Raw genomic sequence first — 22644 nt, 5'->3', positions numbered from 1 at the left:
ACGTCTTAAATTTGAGGATAGATCATGACTGACATGAAAATTGAAAACCGGAAATTAAACCGGTCTGCGTCAGAAAATGATAAGCAGCATAAGAAGAGCTTTCCAATTGAAATCGAGGCTTTCCACAGCCCGGAGCACACACTGGACAGGCTCAACAGCAGTCGTCAGGGGTTAACGACAGAAGAAGCCCTTAACCGGCTGGAAGAGTACGGCCGTAATGAGGTGGCCCATGAAAAGGCGCCTCCGGCGTTGATTCAGCTCCTGCAGGCATTCAATAACCCGTTTATCTATGTACTGATGGCGCTGGCCGCCGTCAGTACCATCACTGATTACTGGCTACCGTTACGTCATGGTGAAGAGACCGATCTGACCGGAATTATCATTATATTAACGATGGTCAGCCTGAGCGGGTTATTGCGTTTCTGGCAGGAATTTCGCACTAACAAAGCAGCGCATGCGTTGAAATCAATGGTACGCACGACTGCGACCGTGCTGCGCCGTGAACCGGACAATATGCATCCGGCACAGAAAGAGATTCCCATTGAACAACTGGTGCCGGGTGATGTGATTTTTCTCACCGCAGGCGATCTGGTTCCGGCAGATGTTCGGCTACTGGAATCACGCGATCTGTTCGTCAGCCAATCGATTCTGAGTAGAGAATCTTTGCCGGTTGAGAAGTATGACGTAATAGCCAACGTATCCGGAAAAAACTGTGAACAGCTGCCAACACCGAATAAGGATAAAAGCCTGCTGGAGATGGGTAATATTTGCCTGATGGGGACTAACGTAACCAGTGGCAGAGCACAGGCGGTCGTGGTCGCAACCGGCAACCGCACCTGGTTCGGCTCGTTGGCGAAATCCATCGTTGGCACTCGTACCCAGACAGCGTTCGATCGTGGCGTGAATAGCGTCAGTTGGCTGTTGATTCGCTTTATGCTGGTCATGGTGCCCATTGTTTTGCTGATCAATGGATTCAGCAAAGGTGACTGGGTTGAAGCTTCACTGTTCGCGCTGGCGGTGGCGGTAGGGCTGACGCCAGAAATGCTGCCGATGATTGTCAGTTCCAATCTGGCAAAAGGGGCTATCGCCATGTCGCGGCGCAAAGTGATCGTCAAGCGTCTGAACGCAATTCAAAACTTTGGTGCCATGGACGTCCTCTGTACCGATAAAACGGGTACCTTAACTCAGGACAACATCATTCTTGAACATCATCTCGACGTGAACGGTGTGGAAAGCGATCGGGTACTTACGCTGGCCTGGCTGAACAGCAGTAGTCAGAGCGGTGCACGTAACCTGATGGACAGAGCCGTACTCCGCTTCGGAGAGGGACGCGTTACGCCATCGGTGAAAGAACGCTTCGTGAAACTTGATGAACTGCCGTTCGACTTTGTACGCCGTCGTGTGTCAGTTTCTGTGGAAGATGTTCACCACGGCGATCAGATCCTGATCAGTAAAGGGGCGGTAGAAGAGATGTTGATGGTGGCGACTCATCTGCGCGAAGGCGACAACGTCGTTGAGCTGGATGAAACCCGTCGCCAGCAGCTGTTGGCAAAAACAGAGGAATACAACGCCAATGGTTTCCGCGTGCTGCTGGTAGCAACCCGCAAGCTGGATGATGCAGCCCTGAATCTGCCACTGAGCACTACCGATGAACAGGATCTAACGATTGAAGGGATGCTGACGTTTCTCGATCCACCCAAAGAGAGTGCCGGGAAAGCCATTACCGCATTACGTGATAACGGGGTCGCGGTGAAAGTGCTGACCGGAGATAACCCAATAGTGACGGCGCGTATTTGTCTGGAAGTGGGCATTGATGCACATGACATTCTTACCGGTACTCAGATTGAGTCAATGTCAGACAGTCAACTGGAACAAGAGGTAGAAAAACGCGCAGTGTTTGCCAAACTGACGCCGCTGCAAAAGTCTCGCATCCTGAAGACATTACAGAAAAACGGTCATACCGTCGGCTTCCTCGGCGATGGTATTAACGACGCTCCCGGACTGCGAGATGCGGACGTGGGAATTTCTGTCGATAGCGCCGCTGATATCGCTAAAGAGTCCTCCGATATTATCCTGCTGGAAAAAGATCTGATGGTGCTTGAAGAAGGCGTTATTAAGGGGCGTGAGACTTTCGGCAATATCATTAAGTACCTGAACATGACCGCCAGCTCTAATTTCGGCAATGTCTTTTCGGTATTGGTAGCCAGTGCATTCATCCCGTTCCTGCCGATGCTGGCGATCCATCTGTTGATCCAAAACCTGATGTATGACATCTCCCAACTCTCTCTGCCATGGGACAAGATGGACAAAGAGTTTCTGCGTAAACCCCGGAAGTGGGACGCCAAAAATATTGGCCGCTTTATGTTATGGATTGGCCCAACCTCTTCCATCTTCGATATCAGCACTTTTGCATTGATGTGGTACGTCTTTGCGGCCAACAGCGTCGAAGCTCAGGCACTGTTTCAGTCTGGCTGGTTTATTGAAGGATTACTATCACAAACGCTGGTAGTCCATATGCTAAGAACTCAGAAGATACCCTTTATTCAAAGCCGTGCCACCTTGCCGGTACTGCTGACCACCGCACTGATCATGGCAATGGGTATCTACATTCCTTTCTCACCACTCGGTGCGATGGTTGGGCTGGAACCGCTGCCGATGAGCTACTTCCCATGGCTGGTGGCAACCCTGCTGAGCTACTGCCTGGTCGCTCAGGGTATGAAACGTATCTACATCAAACGCTTTGGTCAGTGGTTCTGATGACGAACAGGAGAAGCAAAAATGAAACGATCCCCGAAGCAGTCATCTCGCCGACCTTTTTACTGTTCGCCTGCTGTTGGTCATCCGGCAAATCGTTATCTGACGAGGTGAAACATGCGAAAAAAATGGTTTGAAAAGGTCTTTCTACACATGGTGATCATCGCAGTGATCATCATTCTACTGACCATCTGGATAAGGTAGTTTACTGAGGCTTCGCTAACAGGCGAAGCCTTATCAATGATCTGTACCGGGAAATAGTGTTAGCCGTTCTTCCTGCCATCCCCTGCCCCATCAAGTGGAATTAATATTGCCACGCTCTGAGAAAAGTCTCTACCGCAGATAGGGCCAGCTTATCCAGCCAGACCTGATCTACCGGAACCTCACCAATAAGCGCGGCAGGAAAAGCATAGCCCATGATGGCGCCAAGAAACGCGGTTGATTGCAAATTGGGGTCGTCCAACTGAATTTTACCTTCAGCGTTGAACTGAGCCAAAACCTGTGCAAGCGTATCGCGGATCCGGCCAGTGGGCCGCTGTGCAAGGTTGGAAAAGATTTCCGGACGTTGAACCAAAACCTGAATAAGCAGCCGTTGAAAGTGAATATTTGCCGGTGAGAAAAAATAAGCCTGTATCATCCTGGCGATCCCAAGTAGTAATGCCGGTAAATCCTGTTGTTTATCATTAAGCAACTGCTGCAGAGGTGGCTGAAGCCGATCGTTCAGAAAACTAAAGGTTTCAACCAATAACTGATCCTTTCCCCCCGGGAAATGACTGTAAAGTGTTGGTCTGGTTGTCCTGGCCTTTTCCGCAATAAGATGAAGAGAAACATCCACACCGTGTTCAAGGAAAACGTCGCGCGCCGCCTCAAGAATACGCGGGCGGGCTTTCATCGGGCGACCTTGTGGTTTATTCATTTATTTTTCCTTTTCACTCTCTATCAATACCGGGGCATTAGCCATTCTCTCTATTCCTCTGCGAATAACAATAAAGAACAGCGGAACAAACAGCAGAGTTAATAATGTTCCTGAAAGCATACCGCCGATAACGGCAACGCCAATTTCCTGGCGGCTTGATGCCCCTGCTCCTGTGGAGAGTACCAGAGGAATCACCCCGGCAACAAATGCCAATGATGTCATCATAATAGGCCGTAAGCGTAAACTGGCGCCTTCCAGCGTCGCTGCGATAACCTCTTTACCACTCTGGTATTGTGCTTGCGCGAATTCAACGATCAGAATGGCATTCTTGGCGGATAATCCCATTGTTGTCAGCATGCCAACCTGAAAATAGATGTCATTGGTCAATCCGGTGATCCCGGTAGCGAAGACAGCACCAGAAATGGCAAGTGGAATGATGAACAATACCGCCAGTGGAATGGCCCAACTTTCATACAGCGCAGCCAGACACAGGAAAATAAAGGCGCTGGTCGCAAGGTAGATCCACAGGGTTTGTCCTGACGATGATTGTTCCTGATACGACAAACCACTCCACTGGAGCCCAAAACCATCAAACTTCGTTATAACCTCCTCTATTGCATCCATCGCAGAACCTGAACTTATCCCCTCAGCCGCATTACTCTGAAACTGGACGGAAGAGAGTCCATTAAATCGTTGCAGCATCTGGGGGCCGGTTGTCCAGTGCAGGGTACTAAAACTGTCAAAGGAGGACATCAAATCGTTACTTCCCCGTACGTGCCAGGCAGAAATATCCTCTGGCGAGGTACGCCAGTCGACATCGCTTTGCATATAAACCCGTTTTACCCGCCCCCGATCGATAAAATCGTTAATATAGATGCCTCCCCAGGCGGCGGACAATGTACTATTGATATCTATCTGTTCAAGCCCCTGAGCCTGTGCTTTTTGTCTGTTAATCTCGACCCTGAGTTGAGCTTTTTCATCAAGGCTGTTGATTCGGACAGCGGCAAGACTGGCATTGTTTGCCGCAAGATTAAGAACCTGGCGTTGTGTGTATAGCAGCGCGTCATAACCGTTAGCGTCCTGATCCTGTAACCATACTTCAAAACCACTCGACTGGCCGAGCCCGCGTACCGTTGGTGGTGCTGTTATATTGATGGATGCCAACAGATGGCTTTTAAAATGCTGGTTAGCGCGCGAGATAATGGACTGTGCACTATTGTGTTTACCACTACGTTTATCCCAGTGTTTTAGCTCAGCGAAAGCCATGCCAACATTTTGTCCGCTTCCGGCGTTGTTGCGTCCGGTGACCATAAAGATGACATTCAGGTTCTCTTTTTCTTCTTTAAGAAAATATTGCGTTATTTCATCGCCTACCGCCTGAGTCTGCGTGATTGGCGAACCAACAGGCAGAGCAAACTGAACCATTACCGACCCCTGATCCTCTTCCGGTAAAAAGCTGGTCGGTAGTTTCAAATAAACCCCTACCGTGAATAAAACCAGAATGAATGCGAGGATGTACAGGCGGATTGGTCGGGTTATGCTGCGTTGCAACAGGTTGAGGTAGGCAATCTGGTTTTTCTCAATCCCCTGATTCAACCACGTAAAAAAGCGACCTTGTTGATGCGGAACGGCTTTAAGCAGATATGCGCAAAGTGGCGGGGTCAGCGTTAACGCAACCAGAGCAGATAACATCATTGAAGACACGATCGTCACAGTGAATTGCCGGTAAATAATACCGACAGAGCCACCAAAAAAAACCATCGGTATGAACACAGCGGAAAGCACCAGTGCAATACCAACCAGTGCGCTGGTAATTTCTCCCATCGAACGTAATGTCGCCTCTACCGGGCTGCATTTTTCCGTAGCCATTATGCGCTCAACGTTTTCGACCACAACAATGGTATCGTCTACCAGCAGCCCGATGGCCAATACCATGGCAAAAAGTGTCAACGTATTGATGTTGTAACCCAGCAGACTCGATATGCCAAAAGCCCCCAGCATCACAACGGGAACTGTGATGGCCGGGATCAGCGTTGCCCGCCAGTTTTGTAAGAACAGGAACATAACAGCAACCACCAGCAGAATGGCTTCAATCAGGGTATGAATAACACCTTCAATCGATACGAGTACGAATGGCGTACTATCCTTGGGATAAGCGGCAATCACCCCCGGTGGAAACTGTGGTGTCAGGCGTTCTATTTCAGTACGTACATTTTCAGCCGTCGCTAATGCATTCGCTCCCGATGCCAGTTGAATGGAGATCCCTGCGGCCGGATAACCATTCAGTGTGGTCAGGTTCTGATAGTTTTCAGCGCCAATCTCAACCCTTGCTACATCCCGTAGATAGACGGTCGAACCGTCGCTATTTGTACGAAGCAGGATATTCTCAAATTGTTCTGGCGTTTCAAGGCGTGACTGTACCGTGACAATGGCATTCAGATACTGATCCGGTGGCGCGGGCTGGGAACCAATTTCACCACTGGTAACCTGTGCATTTTGCGCTTCAATCGCACTTTGTATATCCGAGGGCATCAATCCGAAGCTGTTTAACTTATAAGGATCTAACCATATGCGCATCGCATATTGCGCACCAAACACGGTGGTTTCCCCCACACCATCGACCCGGCTAAGGGGATCCTGCAAATTACTAATCAAAAAGTCATTGATATCAATATTGCTTAGCTGTCGGGAAGGGTCATAGAGTGCCACGATCATCAGACTGTCACCCTGAGACTTGGTTACGGTGATACCTTGTTGTTGAACTTCCTGCGGTAGACGCGTAATCGCCTGATTAACCGCATTCTGCACTTGGACTTGAGCAATATCGGGATTGGTGTCCTGCGCAAAACTCAAACTTATACGCGCCTGACCGGCTGAGCTGCTACTGGAAGAGAAGTAGAGAAGACCATCGATGCCTTTAATTTGCTGTTCAATCACCTGAGTAACGCTGTCTTCAACGGTTTTGGCTGAAGCACCTGGGTAGTTTGCAGTGATATTTACCCCTGGAGGAGCAATATCCGGATATTGCTCTACTGATTGTGTAAACAGCGTCAGCAACCCCGCCGCCATAATGCAAATGGCTATTACCGCAGCGAAGACCGGTCTATCAACAAAAAATCTAGCCAGCATAGGATGCTCCAGAAATATATTATTTACTTAACAGTAAAGTAAATAATCTATTTAAACAAATGTTAAATACCGAAAACACCGGTCAGATAAGTGTGATAAGCAAGGTGTGGTTTAATGAAATATGATTAAAATCAGCAAATAATATAGAAAGATTCATAACCAAAAATATTCCATTATTGTTGGCTGATTGCCAGAGCGCAGCCGGGTTAATCTCTCAATGTTCAACAATTTTATGTTATTTATCGTGCAGGAAAATATCACCAATCACTCGGGTTACTGCTTGCTGGCAATTGGTGACTGCCACATGCAGAATCACATAATCCCCATCAACGAAGAGATGTTAGGTTTTAATTGACGGATAGAATGAGGAAAGCTGAGTTTGGAGCGGGTGAAGAGAATCGAACTCTCGTATAGAGCTTGGGAAGCTCTCGTTCTACCATTGAACTACACCCGCAGGGAGAAATCACTGCCGGGCGATTATAAACCGCAAATCACCACGGACAAAAGCAATATTTACCAATAAAACGAGTCTGTTGGCACCCACTATCAAAATGACTTCGCATCAGAAAAAACGAAGGCTCAGCGAGGTTTAAACTTCACCCTATTTTATGGCTACTACAATGGTTTTTTCGCCGACAGCAAAAAGATCATTGGTCGTTCTTTTTCTTCATCTAACGCGGGGATATCGGCTATCTGTTGAGCTGTTGGACCCCATTCATTTAAGTGAGTAATCACAAACCCTTGCTTAATCAGCATATTCAGATAGGTACCCAACATGCGGTGTTGTTTCACGATCCCTTCCGCTATCCAGTTAGTTATCCGCTGCCCTTCTGCCTGATAACTATTTACCGGCCATGATTTTTGCCCGTCACCATCAACCAGCCAACCGGGATGTTTCGGTGCGGTATAGATTGGATGCTCAGCAGAAAACACCAGATAGCCACCGGGCACTAACGATTGATAGATGGTATTGAATAGCGCCGGCAAGTTTTCAATATAGTGCAGTGCCAGTGAGCTATACACCAAATCATAACCATTCTCTGCCAACTGTAGCGTCTCTAAATCACCAGATTGATAGCTAATCGCCGGATCGTCTGTCATCTCTCTGGCTTTATTCAACATCTTCTCAGACAGATCCACCCCTAATACCTGGCTTGCACCTCGCTCACGCGCATTCCGACAAAACCAGCCATAACCGCAGCCAAGATCCGCCACGCGAAACCCTTGCATATCCGGCAACATACTAACGATAGCTGGCCATTCCGGCGCACCATCCAAACCATCAACAGAACGACTAAGCTGAGCATAACCATCAAAGAAAGTCTGATCGTCATAAATATTCTGTGCCATAAAATTCTCCGCATTGGCATAGCTAAGCAATAATGAGGACCAAGTCTACGCCGTAGCCCCCAAAAAGTGAATGTTAGCACCTATCCCCAGCCCTTCGCCCTTCGCCCTTTGCCCTTTGCCCTTTGCCCTTTGCCCTTTGCCCTTTGCCCTTCAGGTTAAAGCATCCGAATGTTGCCGAAGGAAGCAAAAAAATAGCACGACCCGCAAGGATGCGGGTCGAGGCGCAGCGACGTCGGGAGCGGCTCTGCGCCGGTGCGTCATTTTTTTTTGCTGACTGAGGTTGCCGCCGCAACGCGGCGGTCAACAGTCGGCTGCGCAGGCGCGGGGAGTGCAGAGGGGCGTTCGCCCCAACGCCCCTTTGCTCGACGCAAACACCGCTGCCGAAATAAACACCGAGCTAAAAGCGGCGAAACTTATGTCAGGCGACCTGAATTCATGTGCGAAGGCGCGGTAGAGCAATCAGGTAAAACACCGCACTATTTGCGGACGAAACTGACTCAAAACTTAATCATTTCCCAAACCTAACGCCCCTTATATCCCCCCTAATAAATACAAAAAATAAATACAAAAAAACCACATTAACCACCTTAAATTTATTTAAAAAACATTTAAACTTTCATTCATCATTTAAAACAACAAAATAATGTGAACCCTATCAAATAATAAAATAACCCTTATTGTTAATTGGTAATACCAATTCTATTAATAAATAAATCCACCACGTTACCATTATAAAAGTAGGGATATAAATTGGTTAGATTCTAATTTCATTTCTGCAAATATGATTTTCTAAAAATGCAAATAAAAACGATTCAGCATAAAATCGAATTAACATAATTCATTATTTTTCATTGATATATGATTAAATTGTTAAATTTAACAATTAGCCAAAATAGCATGACTAAGATTCTTTTATATTTACGCCATCCACTTTGATGACTATTATCCGCAGCCACAGACTATTTAAAACCGTTCGTTTTTATAGTCATAAAAAACCCATAAATAAAATATTTTCCTGCTAATTATTCGTTGGAAAAAGTCAATTCAAACATCAGGAAAATAGGATCCTGAGCATATAAATAAAAAACTAAAAAATAGAAACATCTTCTAACCGCACTAAACCTTAGGAGTAACTTAACGATGGATTTCATCATTGTTCTCGGTGCCCTGTGTTTTCTAATGTTCGCAGCCTATCGCGGATATAGCGTTATTCTGATGGCACCCATCGCTGCTCTCGGGGCCGTTCTTCTCACCCAACCTGCCGCCGTTGCCCCAGTCTTCTCCGGATTGTTTATGGATAAGATGGTCGGCTTTATTAAACTCTACTTCCCGGTATTCCTGCTGGGTGCCGTTTTCGGTAAGGTGATTGAACTCTCCGGATTTTCTAAATCAATTGTTGCCGCCGTCATCAAATGGATCGGACGTGAACGTGCCATTATGGTTATCGTGATCGTTTGTGCTCTGCTGACCTACGGTGGTGTATCACTGTTTGTGGTGGTATTTGCCGTTTATCCGTTTGCCGCGGAAATGTTCCGACAAGGGAATCTACCCAAACGATTAATCCCCGGTGCCGTTGCTCTGGGGGCATTCTCATTTACGATGGATGCCCTACCCGGTACCCCACAAATTCAGAATATTATTCCTACCACCTTCTTTGGTACCACTACCTTAGCAGCACCAATCCTGGGCTGTATTGGTGCGGTATTCGTCTTCTGTGTGGGTATGGCTTATCTGAACTGGCGTTTACGCAGTGCCATTCGCAAAGGCGAAGGTTATGGAACCAACCTGGTCAATGAACCTGCACCGGTGGATACCAGCGATTTACCTTCACCATGGTTGGCTATTACACCGCTGATCCTGATTGGCGTAGCCAATATGGCCTTCACCAAGCTGATACCAAAATGGTATGGCGCGGAACATATCGTCTCACTGCCCGGTTTGAAAGACCCCCTGGTCACTAAAGTTCCTTCCATTGTTGGTATTTGGGCGGTAGAAGCAGCACTGCTGTTAGGTATCCTTTTCGTTCTTTGCACTGCGTTTAATGTGGTACGTAAGAACTTCGCCGAAGGAACTAAAGTCGCCATCGGTGGCGCCATGCTGGCATCGGTTAACACCGCCTCTGAATATGGCTTCGGTGCCGTTATTGCCGCACTGCCTGGCTTTATGATTATTCGTGATGCGTTAACCAGTATTCCTAACCCATTAGTCAATGCCGCAGTCACCGTAACTTCACTGGCAGGCGTTACCGGCTCAGCCTCCGGTGGTATGAGTATTGCTCTGGCCGCCATGGGTGACCAACTATTAGCCGCTACTCAGGCCGCTGGAATCAGCCCTGAAGTACTACACCGCGTAGTCGCAATGGCCAGTGGTGGTATGGATACCCTACCTCACAACGGCGCGGTTATTACCCTGTTAGCCGTTACCGGTTTAACCCATAAAGACTCCTATAAAGATATTTTTGCCGTGACCTGCATTAAGACCCTCGCAGTGTTTGTGATCATCGGCGTTTACTACATGACCGGATTGGTTTGATTTTTAGCTGATAGCTAAGGAAGTATAAAAATGGCTGCTCAATTTGTATCTCTGGATGAGTTTGCCCAATCCATTCAGGATGGGGACAGGCTGGTACTTGGTGGTTTTATCGGCGCGGTAGTACCCGAAGCGCTGGAAAAAGCCGTTGGTTCTCGCTTTAAGCAGGAGGGGCATCCTCGTAATTTGTCCCTCTATTTCGCCGCAGGTCAGGGTGATTCAGCGGAAAGAGCGGTAAACAATCTGTCGGAAGAGGGTTTGGTCTCTTTCGTTATCGGTGGCCACTGGGGCTTAATTCCTAAGCTACAAAAGCTGGCTAATGAAGAAAAAATCACCGGCTATAACCTGCCGCAGGGCATCATCGCCCATCTGATGCGTGATACCGCGGCGGGTAAACCGGGCACACTCAGCCATGTCGGACTGGGGACGTTTGTTGACCCGCGCATTGAAGGTGGAAAGATCAACCAATCGACTAAAGAGGATTGGGTTGAAGTTATCACCATTCATAATAAAGAGTACCTGTTCTACAAACGTTTAGATGCCAACGTCGCTCTGCTGCGCGGTACCACTGCGGATGAAAATGGCAATATCACCATGGAAGACGAATGCCTGTTTGTTGAAAACCTAGCGGCGGCTCAAATGGTGAAAAACAACGGTGGCAAAGTCGTTGTACAGGTAAAACGTAAGGTCAAAGCGGGAACCCTTGAGCCACAACAGGTACGCATTCCCGGCATTCTGGTGGATATGGTGGTGGTGGTTGATAACCCGGCCGAACACATGCAGACCTTTGCAGAACAGCAAAATGATGCTTACTGCCGCCTGACGCCAAAAGTAGAAAAAGACGTTAAGCCGATAAAACTGGATGCCAAAAAAGTGGTTGCCCGTCGTGCCGCTCAGGAACTGAAGCGCGGAGCCATCATGAATCTGGGTATTGGCTTACCGGAATACATTTCTGCCGTAGCCGATGAAGAAGGACAGACCGGAGCAATGAACCTGACGGTTGAACCGGGCGCCATTGGCGGCACTCCGGCCGGTGGTTTGAGCTTTGGCGCTTCCGCTAACCCGGAAGCTATCATTACTCAGGATCAGCAGTTTGACTTCTATGACGGTGGCGGTATCGATCAGGCATTCCTTGGACTGGCGGAATGTGACAAAACCGGCGACCTTAACGTGTCCCGTTTTGGTACCAAGATCCCTGGCTGTGGCGGGTTTATCAATATTACCCAAAATGCCAAAGAGGTGTTCTTTTGTGGCACCTTCACCGCCGGAAAATTCGATATTCAGGTCGGTGACGGCAAGTTAACCATCAATAAAGATGGTGATATCAGCAAATTCATCGACAAAGTTCAGCAAATTACCTTCTCGGCAAAAACTGCCAACGAAAACCACAAGCCGGTGCTGTATATCACCGAGCGTGCGGTATTCCGTTTAACCCCACAAGGGCTTGAATTAACGGAAATCGCACCGGGTATCGATCTGGAAAAAGACATTCTCGGCAAGATGGAATTCGTTCCACTGATTAGCCCGAATCTGAAAACCATGGATGAAGCCATTTTCCACGACCGCCCTATTGGTTTAACGCTGAAATAACACCCGTATTGCCGCGCCATTCATCATCCGGCGCGGCAATCAACCCCATTATTTACGTCTATGCTCAACTGGAGAAAAGTTATGTTAAACAAAATTTGTGTCGTTACTGGTGCAGGTCGGGGAATTGGTCTGGAAATCGTGAAGAAGTTTTCACAAGCCGGAGCCAAAATGATTTTTGCCGTTGATATGAATGAGCAAGAGCTAAAATCACTGGAAAACCAATACCCAAATGTACGCCCAGCCAAACTGAATGTGTGCGATCGCCCTGCTATTACCGCTTTTGTTGATGCAGTCAAAGCCGAGTTCGGTCAAATCGATGTTCTGGTTAACAACGCCGGTATCACCCGCGATGCCATGATCGGTAAAATGACTGAAGATGATTGGGATGCAGTACTTAACGTCAACCTGAAAGGCGTTTTCAATATGACTCAGGCCATCGTGGCGCTGATGACCGAAAACGGCAAAGGCTCCATCATTACCATGTCTTCTATCGTGGGTACCGATGGCAACATTGGTCAAAGCAACTATGCAGCCACTAAAGGCGGCGTTATCGCTATGACTAAGGGCTGGGCCAAAGAGTTCGCCCGTAAAGGGGCACAAATTCGTGCCAACTGCGTAGCACCTGGCTTCACCGAAACCCCAATGACCAAAGACCTGCCAGAAAAAGTGCTGGAAGGCATCAATAATAAAACCCCACTTGGCCGTATGGCTACAGCAGAAGATATTGCTGAAGGGGTACTGTTCCTGGCGTCTGAAAAAGCCAAATTCATTACCGGTCAGGTTCTGAAAATTGACGGTGGATTAACACTGTAAGCGCATTGGAAGGTGATATATGACGAATAAAGTATACATTATTGCCGCCCAGCGTGCGGCAATCGGTAGCTTCTGCGGAACCTTATCCTCATTACCTGCCAGCGATATTGCAGCACAAGTGATGCAACAGACACTGGAAAAATCAGGTGTTAAACCAGAATGGCTGGATGAAGTGATTGTCGGTAACGTGTTGAGTGCCGGTCAGGGCCAGGGCCCGGGTCGTCAGGCGGCATTAAAAGCTGGCGTACCCGATTCCGTTCCTGCCTACACCCTGAATATGCTGTGCGGCAGCGGTATGAAAACCATTATGGATGCAGCCTCACATATTAAAGCCGGTGATGCGGATCTGGTCATGGCTGCCGGTATGGAGAATATGTCCTCTGCACCGTTCCTGATGCCGGGCAAAATACGTAACGGCGTGAAGATGGGCAATATGACGCTGGAAGATTCCATGCTGATTGATGGCTTAATGGATGCCATGAACCAGATTCATATGGGCGTTACGGCTGAAAACATCGCTGAAAAACATCATATCAGCCGTCAGGAGCAGGATGACTTTGCGCTGGCCAGCCAACAAAAAGCCGGTGCAGCTCAGGAACAAGGAAAATTTCGCGATGAAATCGTTCCGGTGATGGTTCCGGGACGTAAAGGGCCGGTTACTTTTGATACCGACGAGTATATCAAGCCTTTCACTACTCTCGCCGATATGGAAAAACTGCGCACTGCCTTTAAAAAAGAGGGTGGTACCGTCACCGCAGCCAATGCTTCCGGCCTGAATGACAGTGCCTGTGCGCTGATCGTTGCCAGTGGAAAAGCGGTAGAGAAATATGGCCTGAAGCCCATTGCTGAGATCGTCTCCTATGCGCAAGCCGGTGTTGATCCTAAAGTAATGGGTCTTGGCCCGGTACCGGCGATTAGCAAAGCGTTAAAAAATGCCGGTATGCGCCTGCAGGATATGGAGCTTATTGAGCTAAACGAAGCCTTTGCTGCTCAGTCTCTGGGGTTTTACGTGAACTGTCACAAGAGCATGGCTGTAGCGTGGAATCGATATTACCTCATACCAACGTGAACGGTGGCGCTATTGCCCTTGGTCATCCTCTGGGTGCCAGCGGTGGTCGCATTACCGTTTCGCTGATTCACGAAATGAAGCGTCGTCATAATCAATATGGCCTGGCTTCATTGTGTATTGGTGGCGGTATGGGCGTGGCTATCGTGATTAAGAACCTCTGATTTTATCGCCTGAATGCCTCACCGCTGAATTTTTTAGGGGGTGAGGTTGTTGTTTGTCTGATCCGATTTCAGTGGATATTCCGGCCGTAATGACAATGTAGGCATATCGCCCGAGTGCCCGGTCGGAAGAGCGATTTAATTAGCTTTAACCTGTAATCTGACCTCTTGTACATTCGTTCAGGAGGTTTTTTTATTTCCTCTGAATAGACAGAACCTATCCATCCTCCCATTTTGTGAGCAATCAGAGCGACCTGCACAATGAGAGATCGTAAAATATACTATTGGGACGAGTGTCCCGTTTAAGGGATAGATTATTTTTACTGCCAGCCAGCGTAGATTGTTCCAAACCTGTCGTTTTGCTTCAAATAACGTGGCGAATATAACAACAATGAAAAACAATAAAGTAGGAGTATCGTCATGCTGGATAAAATTATCTTCTTCTGCGCAGTGGTTAAATCAGGCTCATTAAGCAAAGCAGCAGAAGAGTTTAATATTTCAGTTTCCGCTGCCAGCCGCTGGGTGGCCGAGCTGGAAAAAGAGATGGGCGTTAGCCTGCTAAAACGCTCCACTCGCCGGGTATCCCCTTCTCAAACCGGTATGCATCTTTATGAGAAGTTTGAACCACTGGCTCGAGATGCCCGTGAGATGATTGAGGAGGTAATGAGTACCGGCAATGACTACATTGGCCTGATCCGCATTGCCTCCACCCCGCTGTTTGCCACCGAGCATTTGGTGGACATTATCTCCAGCTTCTTAATTGAGTATCCCAAGATTAAGGTGAAGCTATTTATTAATCCATTCCCGGTGAATCTGGTGGATGAAGTCGATTTCTCTATTCGGGCACAGGCCAGCTATAAGGGCAAAATCGACCATGATTCTTCCGATGTGCGTAAACGTTTAGTCAGTGAACCGCTGGTTACCGTCGCCTCATCACGCTATTTGAGCCAGCACCCTGCACCACAAAGCCCGGAAGATTTAGCTGACCATTGCTGCCTGTATTCCAAGAGCCTGGTCGGCGGTAACAAATGGCAATTCTTCCTGAATGGCAAAGTCAGCATCTATAACATTCCGAATTTTTTTGAATGCGATAACTCAGAGATTCTCAAACGGCTGGCCCTTAATCATGCAGGCATCGCCTATCTACCCAAATCTTTAGTGGAAGAGGATATACGTCAGGGTCATCTGGTCAGTATTCTGGAGAACTACATGGCCAGCACCTTTGATATCAATCTGTATTACAAGCGACGTGAACACTACCCGGCCAGACTATCGCTATTTAAGGATTATCTAATTAATAGCCTGGAAAAACGTTTGCTGGAAAAGAAAAAATAATAATAAGCACAGTCTCAAAATAAATGGGGCTGTGCTTTATTGGTTAACGCTAAAAAATCATGCTAATAAATAACGGTTCTTATACAGCAATAAATATTATTCTTAAGCAATTAAAATAAATGTTGTTAATGTTTTAATTAATAAAAAACAGCGCTGATATATTATAAATTCATATATAAGAAAACCCCTTCTGATATTGCTATCAGAAAGGGTTATTTATCTTATTACAATAAATTATTATGCCAGATGGGCTTCAATAAACCACACGAACTTATCCAGATCGCGGGAAGCGGCCGTCAGCATATCCGCTACATCTTCATCTTCTGCTTCAGTAATTGCTTTGCGCATTTCATTAGCCACAACCGCATAACGGTCAGCCAGTGCAGTCAGATGATCTTTAACGGTGTAGATATCCGTTGGATAAGCCTTCAGGGTTGTCGCTACAGCGACAGCCTGTAATGTACCCATAGCGGTACCGCCAAACTGAACCACACGCTCTGCAAAAGTATCCTGATGGGCTAACAGCACATCACGGAAACCATCAATCATTTCATGAGCGCTGATAAAGTTAGCACCTTTCATATTCCAGTGGGCTTGTTTAGTAATTAACGCTAAATCGGCCAATTGAGCGACCATATGATTTAAGGTCTTAATTGAGGATAATTTTACACTTTCTTCGATATCAAGGCGTGTGAAAGCTAATTTTGACTCTTTTGCTTTTAATGATTTAACTGTACTCATTGTCCGTGTCCTCATCGTTTTTTAACATTGGAGTATCTAATTAATATACGATAAGTATAGCACTCTGAGGGGATATTGCAGATAGAATGTGCCTATTATAGACATAGGCTATTGTCATAAAAGAAAATAAATATCATTGATTGAATAAGTTTGATAATCATTATTATATACGACAAATTCTCATTTAATAAAGTAATAATAAAAATATTGCTGATATATAAATAAAACCAATGTAATAAAATACAACGCCTAACCTAACCGCACTCATAACGTCATATTATCGTCGACACTTATGTTGAAACACGCCAAATCCTCCTTCCGTTCAAGATTTATGCTTTATCTTTCAGTTGATTAAAAAACAATCAATCATGGCATAAAAAATGCTTGCTTATCATTGTTATGGTTTCACTTTCGACATCAGAAACCAACACTCTAATCGATTTCGACACTAATAATTTAACATCCAACATGTGCGGATAGTCAGGTAACCAAAAGATATCGCCAATGGCCGAATACCCGACTATCTACGGTTAATGTAAATATCGATAACTAAGAGAGTAGACATTATGGATAATCCCCATGCAAACGGCGTTAGTTGCTTTTCCGCCCCGGAGATGGCCAAAATTGCAGAAAATGCCGGTATCTATAAAACCAGTAAACCGCTGAGCCAGGTTTATATCTCCGCTATTCTTGCCGGCTTATTTATCTCTATCGCTTTTGTCTTCTATATTACCGCCACTACCGGAACTGCCAGCGCCCCCTATGGGTGGGCTAAATTTTTGGGCGGAGCCTGCTTTTCATTGGGGTTAATGTTAGTGGTTGCCTGCGGGGTTGATTTATTCACCTCAACAATTTTAACCAGCGTCGCCAAAGCCAGTGGCAAAATTAGCTTAGGCCAAATGCTCGCCAACTGGACTCATGTTTATATCGGTAATTTTTTTGGTGCCCTGTTTCTGGTGGCTATTATCTGGTTTGCCGGCCAGCACACTGCGGCTAATGGGCAATGGGGGTTGAACGTATTGAATACCGCACAATATAAACTGCACCATAGTTTTACTCAGGCCGTTTTTCTTGGCCTGATGGCTAATCTGATGGTCTGTCTGGCGGTATGGATGAGTTATGCAGGTAAAAGTTTGATGGATAAAATGTTTATTCTTATCCTGCCCATCGCAATGTTTGTCGCCAGCGGCTTCGAACACAGTATCGCTAATATGTTTATGATCCCGATGGGAATTGCGATTAAAAACTTTGCCGCACCTGAATTCTGGCTTTCAGTTGGCGTTTCCGTCGAACAATTTTCCGATCTGACGCTGGCTAATTTCTTACTGAAGAATCTGTTGCCGGTCACCATCGGCAATATTCTGGGAGGTTTGCTTGTTGGCTTACCTTTCTGGTTTATGTATCTGCGAAAAACCATTGATAAAGCACCAACCAATGCCAATGTCATGCCTTTAGAACCCAAAAGTAGTGCTTCTCCTCCATCGCCCCCCGAATCTAAAGCCGCCTGAATGCATAGAAAACGGGCCACGCGGTATAACATCACGTGGCCCGGGAAACTAACGATAACCGCTAAGATTACTCGGCTTCTTTACCGTATTTTGGCGAACGAGGGCCATAAAGAATACCGCTTGGTCTGCCGGCAGAGAGCAGGCGCGCGGTGGTAATACCGGCAATGTCATAACTTTTATCGGATAACGTATGGCTAATTTGATTAATCGCTGCCTGAAGCAACATACCTAAAAGACCATTATTACCCGAATCTCCTTCCGCTGAAGAGGCCGTAGCCGAGCCACTCCATAACTGTTGGCCTGTTTTCAAATCCACCAGCTTACCGCTTACCGTTACCCGGGACTCACTGGTAATCACTTTATAAGAGGTACCATAATCAGTGACTTCCAGATAAAGCACCGCATCGGCTGCAAAAATCTCTCTCAGCTTAGTGGCACTCACGCCCTGAATATCATGGGCGTTAGTCATACCGTTTTGTTTAAAAACTTCCTCAACTACCGCTACCGGGAAAACATAGTATCCCGACTCTGCTAATGGCAGAGTAACCTGAGATAAAACACCATGGCTGGCATTCACTTCCGGCGATGAGTTTTGCGGTAGTAACACTAAAATGCTTTTCGGCTGGCTTTGTCGGAAGGCCGAATAATCATAATCAACTGGCTTAGCACAACCAGCCAGTAGCAAAGTAGCCACTAACCCCACCAGTGCAATTAAATGTCTCATTTCTTGCCTCCCTTCAACTTCTTCTGCAGAAATTCCATAAAGGGTGCGGATTCAGGAAACAGCACTTTCTCTGCTTCAAACTCACTTCCGGCAAGTTCAGGATGTCCGGTATTGCTATACAGCAGGCCTAAATGGGCATGTAACCCCGGAGGAACAGGAAGATCTTTGGCTTTCGCCTTTTCGATCCCCTCTTTAAGCGCTGCTATCTGCTCTTCAGGCCCGGTTTCAAGTTTGTAATACTCATAAACCGTATCCTGATAATTATCCCAACTGTAGATGGGCTTAGGTGCATTCATACAGCCACCCAGCACACCCGCTACCAGCAGCAACCCTGCTTTGTATCCTAATTTCATTATGGCTATTCCATCTGATTATTGTGCTGGTTTCCAGGAGCCATTTTCGATACCAGTGACCAAATTATTCACCGCCTCACGAATAGCTAAATCCAGAACTTTACCATTCAGGGTCGAGTCATAGCTGGCAGTACCACCAAAGCCAATCACTTCACGGTTAGACAGTTCGTATTCACCTGCGCCCTGTACCGAGTAAACCACTTCAGAAGTGCGTACATTGACGATATTCAGATTCACTTTAGCGTAAGCAATCTGGGTTTTGCCTCTACCTAAAATGCCAAATAGCTGGCGGTCACCCACCTCTTTACGACCAAATTCCGTTACGTCACCGGTCACTACATAATCAGCACCTTTTAGCTGCTGACTCTTGCCGGCCATTTTTGCTTCGCTCTTAATCTCTTCCATATTGGCGCGATCTAACACATTAAAACGCCCGGTTTGTTGCAGGTGAGTCATAAGAATCGTTTTAGACTGATTTCCCAGACGGTCAACGCCATCGGAGAACACGCCATTCATATAGTTGGAGCGGTTATCAAACTTACCTACAGAGATCGGGCTACGTGCGCCCTGATAATTGGTGTTATAAGAAGCTACTTTTGGCACTTCCACACTACGAGAGGACTCTGTTGCGCATCCGCCCAGTAACACCATGGCGCTAACGCCCATCCCTAACGCTATTTTCTTCATCATGGTCTAAATGATCCTTTATTTATTAAAAACAGGTGACGCACTTTCCTGCAATGTACGGGTATACACATTACGGTTACATTTCGACAATGAAAAAGGGAAGGTGTTCACTTAACAACTCTGGAACCTAGTCATCATAATTGATTTACATTGAAAATAAATTAAATTTTTATAATAAATACATGAAATTAATATCGTATTCTGATAAAAAATGCCAAAAAAAAAGAGGGAGCCAATGCTCCCCCTTAACGCTTTACGTATCGCTTGAGTTATTTCACCGGACGCATCGCCGGGAACAGGATAACGTCACGGATAGTGTGGCTGTTGGTTAACAGCATCACCATACGGTCAATACCAATACCTAAACCAGCCGTTGGCGGTAGGCCGTGTTCCAGTGCGGTGACATAGTCTTCATCATAGAACATCGCTTCGTCATCACCGGCATCTTTCTGATTAACCTGATCGGCAAAACGCTGCGCCTGATCTTCTGCATCATTCAGCTCGGAGAAGCCATTACCGATTTCACGACCGCCGATAAAGAACTCAAAGCGATCGGTAATGAACGGATTATCATCATTACGGCGGGCCAGAGGAGATACTTCAGCCGGGTACTCGATGATGAAAGTTGGTTGAATCAGATGGCTTTCAGCGGTTTCTTCAAAGATTTCACACTGAACGCGACCTAAGCCCCAGCTCTTCTCAACTTTAATACCTAAAGATTCAGCAATGGCTTTCGCCTTATCCATATCATCTAAATCGGCAACGTTGGTTTCCGGACGATAGTGGCAAATTGCCTCTTTCATGGTCATTTTGGTAAATGGCTTACCAAAATCAAAAGTCTGATCGCCATATTCCACCGTCGTGGTACCCAGCACTTCCTGAGTCAGGGTGCGAAACAGATCTTCGGTCAGCACGATTAAGTCTTTGTAATCGGCATAGGCCATATACAGCTCAATCATGGTGAATTCTGGGTTATGACGTGGAGAAACCCCTTCGTTACGGAAGTTACGGTTAATTTCGAACACCCGCTCAAAGCCACCCACCACCAGACGCTTCAGGTACAGTTCTGGCGCAATACGCAGATACATATCGATATCCAGCGCATTGTGATGGGTAATAAATGGACGCGCAGTAGCACCACCAGGAATGACCTGCATCATTGGGGTTTCGACTTCCATAAAGTCACGTTTCACCATGAAATTACGGATAGCCGCCATAATTTTAGAGCGAATCACAAAGGTACGACGAGAGTCATCGTTGGTGATCAAATCTAAATAACGCTGGCGATAGCGAGTTTCCTGATCCGCCAGACCGTGGAATTTATCCGGCAGTGGGCGTAAAGCTTTAGTCAGCAGGCGAACTTCATGACAGTGAACCGACAGCTCGCCGGTTTTGGTTTTAAACAGTTTACCGCGGGCAGAGATAATATCGCCCAGATCCCACTTCTTAAACTGCTCGTTATAGATGCCTTCAGGCAGATCGTCACGAGAAACATAAATCTGAATGCGACCGCCCACATCCTGCAGGGTTGCGAACGACGCTTTACCCATAATGCGGCGGGTCATCATACGACCGGCAATGGCAACTTCCAGGCCTAACGCTTCCAGCTCTTCGTTCTCTTTGCCATCATATTCTGCATGCAGTTTGTCGGATGTCACATCACGACGGAAATCATTCGGGAACGGATTTCCCTGCTCGCGCAGCGCCACTAACTTTTCACGGCGAGCCTGTAGCTCGTTATTTAATTCCGCAATAGATTGCGCTGCATCATGCTCTTGAGGTTGCTCAGACATTTCTGTTCTATCCTTTTTTATAGCCCAGCTTTTAAGCTTGCTTCAATAAATCTGTCCAGGTCGCCATCTAATACGGCCTGAGTATTACGGGTTTCAACACCGGTACGTAAATCTTTGATGCGTGAATCATCCAGTACATAAGAACGAATCTGGCTACCCCATCCGATATCCGATTTGTTCTCTTCCATTACCTGCTTATCCGCATTTTTCTTTTGCAGCTCATACTCATACAACTTCGCTTTCAGCTGTCGCATGGCCTGATCTTTATTCTTATGCTGGGAGCGGTCATTCTGGCACTGCACCACAATGTTGGTAGGCATATGGGTTATACGAACTGCAGATTCGGTTTTGTTAACGTGCTGACCACCGGCACCGGATGCACGGTATACGTCAATGCGTAAATCTGCCGGGTTGATATCAATATCAATATCAATATCATCATCCACTTCCGGATAAACGAAAGCAGAACTGAATGAGGTATGACGACGGCCGCCGGAGTCAAACGGACTCTTACGCACTAAACGGTGAACGCCAGTTTCAGTACGCAACCAGCCATAGGCATAATCACCAATAACTTTAATCGTGGCTGATTTGGTACCGGCCACATCACCATCAGATTCTTCAATCATTTCGGTTTTGAAGCCTTTGGCTTCAGCCCAGCGCAGGTACATGCGTACCAGCATGCTGGCCCAGTCCTGGGCTTCTGTACCGCCAGAACCAGCCTGAATATCAATATAGCAATCAGCACTGTCATATTCGCCAGAAAACATACGGCGGAACTCTAACTGGGCTAATTTCTCTTCCAGCAGGTTTACTTCTTCAACCGTCTCATTAAAAGTGTCTTCGTCATCCGCTTCCACTGCCAGTTCCAGCAGCCCGGTGACATCTTCAACACCCTGCTCAATTTGATCGATTGTTTCTACGATAGCTTCAAGGGAAGAACGTTCTTTACCTAATGCCTGCGCGCGCTCTGGCTCATTCCAGACATCGGGTTGTTCTAGTTCTGCATTGACCTCTTCCAGACGTTCCTTCTTGGCATCATAGTCAAAGATACCCCCGAAGAACCGCTGTCCGTTCGGACAGATCCTGGATCTGGTTTTTTACCGGATTAATTTCAAACATGATTTGTACTTACCATTACGTCGTATACGTTGACAGGATTTTTTATCATAAACGAGTAATTCTATCGGATCTG

Annotated in this window: 17 protein-coding genes, 1 tRNA gene and 1 pseudogene; 9 read left to right on the top strand and 10 right to left on the bottom strand. The window is 46.7% G+C overall.

Features of this window, described 5'->3' with window-relative positions; translation table 11 throughout:
- Positions 1-24 precede the first annotated feature (24 nt).
- Complete coding sequence (gene mgtA, locus EKN56_RS03440; protein WP_130590529.1) at positions 25-2757, top strand: magnesium-translocating P-type ATPase; 2733 nt, start codon at positions 25-27, stop codon at positions 2755-2757.
- Positions 2758-2871: 114 nt separating this feature from the next.
- Positions 2872-2958, top strand: a complete 87-nt coding sequence (mgtU, locus tag EKN56_RS21595; RefSeq protein WP_407656546.1) for a magnesium transporter protection protein MgtU — start codon at positions 2872-2874, stop codon at positions 2956-2958.
- A 100-nt stretch (positions 2959-3058) separates the two neighbouring features.
- Here the strand turns inward: mgtU and EKN56_RS03435 are convergent, their stop codons facing one another.
- From EKN56_RS03435 to EKN56_RS03420, 4 genes are all read right to left on the bottom strand, one after another.
- Positions 3059-3670: a TetR/AcrR family transcriptional regulator gene (locus EKN56_RS03435; RefSeq protein ID WP_130590528.1), complete on the bottom strand. Its 612-nt coding sequence runs from the start codon at positions 3668-3670 to the stop codon at positions 3059-3061.
- A complete protein-coding gene (locus EKN56_RS03430; RefSeq protein WP_130590527.1) occupies positions 3671-6799 on the bottom strand; it encodes an efflux RND transporter permease subunit in 3129 nt (1042 codons plus the stop codon).
- A gap of 380 nt (positions 6800-7179) precedes the next feature.
- Positions 7180-7253: transfer RNA gene (locus tag EKN56_RS03425), tRNA-Gly, on the bottom strand.
- Positions 7254-7414: 161 nt separating this feature from the next.
- Positions 7415-8149 (bottom strand): class I SAM-dependent methyltransferase, encoded by a 735-nt coding sequence (locus EKN56_RS03420; RefSeq protein WP_130590526.1) that lies wholly within the window; start codon positions 8147-8149, stop codon positions 7415-7417.
- 1140 nt (positions 8150-9289) lie between these two features.
- Here EKN56_RS03420 and EKN56_RS03415 point away from each other — a divergent pair.
- From EKN56_RS03415 to EKN56_RS03395, 6 genes are all read left to right on the top strand, one after another.
- The gene (locus tag EKN56_RS03415) at positions 9290-10681 is read left to right on the top strand and encodes a GntP family permease (RefSeq protein ID WP_130590525.1); all 1392 of its coding nucleotides are present in this window, start codon (positions 9290-9292) and stop codon (positions 10679-10681) included.
- A 30-nt stretch (positions 10682-10711) separates the two neighbouring features.
- On the top strand, positions 10712-12268 hold the full coding sequence (locus tag EKN56_RS03410; RefSeq protein WP_130590524.1) for an acyl CoA:acetate/3-ketoacid CoA transferase: 1557 nt from the start codon (positions 10712-10714) through the stop codon (positions 12266-12268).
- 81 nt (positions 12269-12349) lie between these two features.
- The gene (fabG, locus tag EKN56_RS03405) at positions 12350-13081 is read left to right on the top strand and encodes a 3-oxoacyl-ACP reductase FabG (RefSeq protein WP_210405327.1); all 732 of its coding nucleotides are present in this window, start codon (positions 12350-12352) and stop codon (positions 13079-13081) included.
- A 19-nt stretch (positions 13082-13100) separates the two neighbouring features.
- On the top strand, positions 13101-14150 hold the full coding sequence (locus EKN56_RS03400; RefSeq protein ID WP_322091100.1) for an acetyl-CoA C-acyltransferase: 1050 nt from the start codon (positions 13101-13103) through the stop codon (positions 14148-14150).
- Positions 14120-14311, top strand: coding sequence for a hypothetical protein (locus tag EKN56_RS21695; protein WP_322091099.1), 192 nt, complete (start codon positions 14120-14122; stop codon positions 14309-14311). Before EKN56_RS03400 ends, EKN56_RS21695 begins: the two co-directional genes overlap by 31 nt.
- A gap of 417 nt (positions 14312-14728) precedes the next feature.
- A complete protein-coding gene (locus EKN56_RS03395; RefSeq protein ID WP_130590522.1) occupies positions 14729-15643 on the top strand; it encodes a LysR family transcriptional regulator in 915 nt (304 codons plus the stop codon).
- Positions 15644-15880: 237 nt separating this feature from the next.
- On the opposite strand, the gene dps is transcribed toward EKN56_RS03395, so the two are convergent.
- Positions 15881-16384: a DNA starvation/stationary phase protection protein Dps gene (gene dps / locus EKN56_RS03390; protein WP_130590521.1), complete on the bottom strand. Its 504-nt coding sequence runs from the start codon at positions 16382-16384 to the stop codon at positions 15881-15883.
- 566 nt (positions 16385-16950) lie between these two features.
- Here dps and focA point away from each other — a divergent pair.
- Positions 16951-17793: pseudogene (gene focA, locus EKN56_RS03385) on the top strand (formate transporter FocA); the annotation flags it as partial.
- Positions 17794-17959: 166 nt separating this feature from the next.
- On the opposite strand, the gene EKN56_RS03380 reads toward focA, so the two are convergent.
- The 5 genes from EKN56_RS03380 to prfB all read right to left on the bottom strand — a co-directional run bounded on the left by EKN56_RS03380 (position 17960) and on the right by prfB (position 22571).
- On the bottom strand, positions 17960-18616 hold the full coding sequence (locus tag EKN56_RS03380) for a DUF799 domain-containing protein (RefSeq protein WP_130590519.1): 657 nt from the start codon (positions 18614-18616) through the stop codon (positions 17960-17962).
- Positions 18613-18969, bottom strand: a complete 357-nt coding sequence (locus EKN56_RS03375) for a DUF4810 domain-containing protein (RefSeq protein ID WP_130590518.1) — start codon at positions 18967-18969, stop codon at positions 18613-18615. Before EKN56_RS03375 ends, EKN56_RS03380 begins: the two co-directional genes overlap by 4 nt.
- Before the next feature lie 18 nt (positions 18970-18987).
- Complete coding sequence (locus EKN56_RS03370; RefSeq protein ID WP_130590517.1) at positions 18988-19659, bottom strand: CsgG/HfaB family protein; 672 nt, start codon at positions 19657-19659, stop codon at positions 18988-18990.
- 266 nt (positions 19660-19925) lie between these two features.
- Positions 19926-21449 (bottom strand): lysine--tRNA ligase, encoded by a 1524-nt coding sequence (gene lysS / locus EKN56_RS03365; RefSeq protein ID WP_130590516.1) that lies wholly within the window; start codon positions 21447-21449, stop codon positions 19926-19928.
- 17 nt (positions 21450-21466) lie between these two features.
- Positions 21467-22571, bottom strand: a protein-coding gene (gene prfB / locus EKN56_RS03360) for a peptide chain release factor 2 (protein ID WP_130590515.1) whose coding sequence is annotated in 2 segments (ribosomal slippage) — positions 21467-22495 and positions 22497-22571 — 1104 coding nt in all. Because the reading frame shifts where the segments join, the coding sequence is not laid out codon by codon here.
- Between the last annotated feature and the right edge of the window lie 73 nt (positions 22572-22644).

Origin of the sequence: Limnobaculum zhutongyuii (genome assembly GCF_004295645.1) — a bacterium.
GTDB lineage: Bacteria > Pseudomonadota > Gammaproteobacteria > Enterobacterales > Enterobacteriaceae > Limnobaculum > Limnobaculum zhutongyuii.
This window is presented reverse-complemented; position numbering and strand designations above follow the sequence as displayed.